The sequence below is a fragment of the Luteitalea sp. genome (assembly GCF_022842525.1).
Lineage (GTDB): Bacteria > Acidobacteriota > Vicinamibacteria > Vicinamibacterales > Vicinamibacteraceae > Luteitalea.
On sequence record NZ_JALHPM010000311.1, the window covers coordinates 1 to 4,530 of the forward strand.

5 protein-coding genes are annotated in these 4,530 nt (G+C 67.6%); 2 read left to right on the plus strand and 3 right to left on the minus strand.

The window, feature by feature from the left end; translation table 11 throughout:
• Positions 1 to 235 precede the first annotated feature (235 nt).
• Positions 236 to 427 (minus strand): PEP-CTERM sorting domain-containing protein, encoded by a 192-nt coding sequence (locus tag Q0C41_RS29970; protein ID WP_291990450.1) that lies wholly within the window; start codon positions 425 to 427, stop codon positions 236 to 238.
• A gap of 224 nt (positions 428 to 651) precedes the next feature.
• Between Q0C41_RS29970 and Q0C41_RS29975 the strand changes: the two genes are divergently transcribed.
• Together Q0C41_RS29975 and Q0C41_RS29980 are read left to right on the plus strand one after the other, a co-directional pair.
• Complete coding sequence (locus tag Q0C41_RS29975; RefSeq protein ID WP_291990452.1) at positions 652 to 1,953, plus strand: aminotransferase class V-fold PLP-dependent enzyme; 1,302 nt, start codon at positions 652 to 654, stop codon at positions 1,951 to 1,953.
• A gap of 217 nt (positions 1,954 to 2,170) precedes the next feature.
• Positions 2,171 to 2,716: a CHRD domain-containing protein gene (locus tag Q0C41_RS29980; RefSeq protein ID WP_291990454.1), complete on the plus strand. Its 546-nt coding sequence runs from the start codon at positions 2,171 to 2,173 to the stop codon at positions 2,714 to 2,716.
• Between the two features lie 122 nt (positions 2,717 to 2,838).
• On the opposite strand, the gene Q0C41_RS29985 is transcribed toward Q0C41_RS29980, so the two are convergent.
• Positions 2,839 to 3,537: a response regulator transcription factor gene (locus Q0C41_RS29985; protein WP_291990456.1), complete on the minus strand. Its 699-nt coding sequence runs from the start codon at positions 3,535 to 3,537 to the stop codon at positions 2,839 to 2,841.
• Positions 3,534 to 4,530: HAMP domain-containing sensor histidine kinase (locus Q0C41_RS29990; RefSeq protein ID WP_291990458.1), on the minus strand; the 997-nt coding region annotated here is incomplete at its 5' end. The genes Q0C41_RS29990 and Q0C41_RS29985, both read right to left, overlap by 4 nt.

A 4,530-nucleotide genomic window follows, 5' to 3' on the forward strand; every position in this document is an offset into this window, starting at 1 on the left:
GAACGCCTTCATCAAAGGCAACGGCCGAGCCAGCGACAATCCACGCGATTCACGAAGGATTTTGCTGCCATGGCGCTGACGACCCACCGACACCAACTGGGAAGTCTCCTCCAGAGAGGTGTTTTTCGGCCACGACGCCATACAAACGGCAGTCCCGCAAACGCAACGACGCCGGCCTCCCCGAGGGGGAAGGCCGGCGTCGAGGTCCCGCGAGGGCGCGAGAAGGGACGGCTGCTTACTGCTTGCGGCGACGAGCGATGCTGGCGCCGAGCAGGCCGAGGCCGAGGAGGGCCATCGTGGCCGGCTCCGGAGCCGGGTCACCCACGTTCTTCGCCTGATTGTTGTTGAAGTTGAAGGGCGGGTCGGTGAACGGGGTCTTCCACGAACCGGTGGAGGCCTCGCAGCCCGGAGCCTGCGGGTCAGCCACGCACGGGTCATAGGTGATTGACCCGGTGCGCTGGAAGATGCTGAAGTGCGACACAGACGCCGTGCCATATGCTGCCTGCGGCGGTTCGACGGTTTTTGCTCGAATTCAGCCGTCCGGCTGCGAAATAGCCGTCCTAGAAGTCTCCTTTTGGCGAGACTAAAATCCGCTTCGACTGCCGACACTTTCGCCCGTGCTAGACTCCGCGCACCCCTGCAGGAGTCCCTATGCCCTCGCGACGCGCGTTCCTGAATCGCCTCGGATCCACCGGTTCTCTGGTGGCCGCCGCCCTGACGTCCGACGGCCTGTCGCTCATGGCCCGCGCCTCCGACCAGGCCCGAGGCCGGTCCCCCCTCGAACTGGCCGCCGACGAGGATTTCTGGCGCGACGTCCAACTCGGCTTCACGCTCGATCGCACGGTCATCAACCTGAACAATGGCGGCGTCTGCCCGAGCCCACGGGTCGTGCACGAGGCCTTCAAGCGCTACCTGGATCACGCCAATCAGGCGCCCGTCTTCAACATGTGGCAGGAGCAGGAGCCCAACCTGGAGCGGGTGCGGGTCGGCCTGGCACAAGATGCAGGCTGCGATCCTGAAGATCTGGCCATCACGCGCAACGCAAGTGAGGCGCTGCAGATTGCCCAGCTCGGCATCGACCTGGCGCCTGGCGACGAGGTCGTCACGACGACACAGGACTACGGCCGCATGCTCGACACCTGGGACCAGCGCGTTCGCCGCGACGGCATCGTCCTCACCAAGGTGTCATTCCCGGTGCCGCCGCCATCGATGGCCGATCTGACGGAGCGGCTCACGCGCGCGCTCACGCCGAAGACCCGCGTCCTGCACTTCTGCCACATCACGAACCTCACGGGACAAATCTTCCCCGTAGCGGACATCTGCAGAATCGCCCGAGAACGAGGCATTCAGACCATCGTGGACGGGGCGCACGCCTTCGGACACTTCCCGTTCGCCCTGCGCGACCTGGGGTGTGACTACTACGGCACCAGCCTCCACAAGTGGCTGCTGGCTCCCATCGGCACCGGCTTCCTCTACGTGCGCCGCGACCGCATCCCGGCGCTGTGGCCGCTCACCCCGGCCGCCGCGAGTCGCGCCGGCGACATCCGCAAGTTCGAGGAGGTCGGCACGCACCCGGCCGCCAACCACAACGCCATCGCCGAAGCCCGGGTCTACCACCACACCATCGGCGGGGAACGGAAGCTGGCTCGCCTCCGCTACCTCAGGGACCGCTGGATGCGCCGCCTCGCCGACCACCCGAAGGCCCGCATCCTCACCAGCTTCGAGCCTGGCCAGAGCGGCGCCATCGGCAACCTCTCGACGCCTGGCCTCGACCCGGCCCGCCTCGCGGCGCACCTCTACGCCCAGCACCGCATCATCGTCACGCCGATCAAGCACGCCGAGTTCGAGGGCCTGCGCGTCACACCCAACGTCTACACGACCCTCGAGGAAGTGGACACGTTCGCCACCACGATGGAGCGCCTCCTCGAGAAGGGCCTGCCGGCGACGGCCTGAGGGGCGCGTCACGGCAATTCAGAATTCAAAATTCAGAATGCAGCGCGGGGCGAGCATTGGACGGCTCTGCCCGGCGCTTTGCTCCAGGTTTCGAAACAGACAGGACTTCCCAGGCGCTGCGACCCGCTTCCTCGCTCCCCGGTAGACCCTGCATTCTGAACTTCGAATTCTGAATTGTGCGTTACTCTCCTCCTTGCCCAACCCAGAGGAGACAGAGATGAAGCAAGCGTTGATGATGATGGCGCTGGCCAGCGCAGTCGTGGCTGGCAGTGTGTCGGTGGCAGAAGCGCAGAACCGCGTGACCGTGCGCGCAATGCTGGGAGGTGGCAACGAGGTGCCGGGCGTGAGCGCCGGGGCCCATGGTGAAGCCCTGGTCACGGTGGATCGGGCGGCAGGGACGATCGACTACGAGGTGAACATCTACGGTCTCCCGACCGGGGTCGTGGCCTCGCACATCCACTCCGGCACCGCCGGCGTGAACGGCCCGGTGGTAATCAACTTCCCGATCGCCGCCGTCGGACAGTCGGGGTCGTTCCAGATCAAGGGATCAGCACGCGCCAGCGAGATGGTGATGCGTCCAGAAGCGGGCATCCGCAGCTTCGACGACATCGCGTTTGCCATCGCGAGCGGAGCGGCGTACGTGAACGTGCACACGCAGGCCAACCCCGGAGGTGAGATCCGCGGGCAGCTCTGCCCGACCACCGCCGCGGCCAACACCTTCAACGGTGTGGCGCTCTGCACGACGCCAGCGCGGGGACAGTAGTTCAGAAAATTCAGAATGCAGAGTTCACAATGAAGCTCGGGGCCAACATCGCCAACGCTTCCGCGGGAGCATGGCGAAGCTGGCCTCGCGCTTCATCATGAATTTTGAATGCTGAATTGCTCCTACCCGACGAACCGGTAGCCGAGCCCGTGCACGGTCAGCAGGAACTGGGGATGGCGGGGGTTCGGCTCGATCTTCTGGCGCAGCCATGCCACGTGGACGTCGACCGTCCGGGTCGACGGCATCGCGTTGTAGCCCCACACTTCGTTGAGCAGCTGGTCGCGCGAGATCACATCGTTGCGGTGCTCGATCAGGTAGCGCAGCAACTGGTACTCGCGGGCTGACAGCTCGATGGTGTCGGGCCCACGAAACACCTCCGCGCTGCGGAAGTCCACGCGCACGTCACCGAACTGGTAGCCCTCACTCACCGGCGTGGTCGCCGGGGGGGTCGTGCGTCGCCGCAGGCGCGCCTCGACGCGCGCAAGCAACTCCATCATCTCGAACGGCTTGGACAGGTAGTCGTCGGCGCCGAGCTTGAGGCCCACCACCGTGTCCACCACCTGGCTCCGCGCCGTCAGCATGATCACGGGCGTCTCGAGACCGCGCTGGCGGAGATCGCGCAGCACGTCGAACCCGTTCTTGCGCGGCAACATCACGTCGAGCAGCACGAGGTCGAACTCGCCCGTCGCCGCCTTGTCGAGCCCCGTCTGCCCGTCGCCCGCCGTGTCGACGACATACCCCTCGCGCCTGAGGCGGTCCGAGAGCGTGAGCTGCAGGCCGGGCTCGTCCTCCACGAGCAGGATCCTGGGTGACTCGCTCACGAGGCGTGCCCGCGGCGGCCCAGCTGCGCGTCCATCGCCGCCACCGACTCCACCACCTCCGTCGCTGTCGCCTCCGGAGCCGCCGGGATGAACAGCGTGAACGTCGTCCCGCGCGTCGAGCTCTGCACCTGCACGCGCCCGCCGTGCTGACGGACGATGCGGTCGACGAGGCTGAGACCGAGCCCGCTGCCGTGGATGTGGCCGTCGACGGCGGGCTGGCCGCGATAGAACGGCTCGAAGATGCGTGGCAGGTCCTGCTCGGGGATGCCGCGCCCGTGGTCGGAGACCGCGATGGCCACCGTGCGCGCATCGGCCTGTCGTACGCGCACGCCGACCCAGCGGTCCGCCCCGCCGTACTTGACCGCGTTCGAGATCAGGTTCTGCACGGACCGGGCCAGGGCCCCATGGTTGGCCCGCACCAGGACCGCCCCGTCGGGGGGCTCGACGTCGACCGACGTCCCGGTCTCGGCCAGCAACGGACCGGAGGCCTCGATGGCCATCTGCACCACGTCCGCGGCCGCCACCGGCGACACGTCGAGCGCGCGGCCGGCCTCGAAGCCGGCAAACTCCATCACCTGCTCGACCATCTCGGTGAGGCGCCGTCCCTCGCCGGCGATCAGCTGCCCGTAGCGCTTCACCTGATCGACATCGCCCACCACGCCGTCGGCCAGGTTCTCCGCGGCCGACCGGATCACGGCCAGCGGCGTGCGCAGTTCATGCGACACGCCGGCGACGAACTCCATCTGCTGCGCCGCCAGCGTGCGGGCTCGCGCGCTCGACACGAGCAGCATGCCGATGCTGGCCCCGAGCAGCAGCAGCACACTCGAGCTGACGAACAGGTTCCGTCGCCGTGCCGAGGCGACCACCGCCTCGAGCGAGCCGGCCTGGTGCGCGAAGTCCGCGCGCCACAGCGGCTGCCGTTCGGGCCGCCGCTCGCCCTGCTCGCCGCGCTCGCCGCGCACCACGTTGACGGGGACATTCGCGCCGGGCGCG

Excerpts from the sequence above, each read along its gene's own strand:
- Q0C41_RS29975 (WP_291990452.1), top strand. The coding sequence starts at position 652 with ATGCCCTCGCGACGCGCGTTCCTGAATCGCCTCGGATCCACCGGTTCT.
- Q0C41_RS29980 (WP_291990454.1), top strand. The coding sequence starts at position 2,171 with ATGAAGCAAGCGTTGATGATGATGGCGCTGGCCAGCGCAGTCGTGGCT.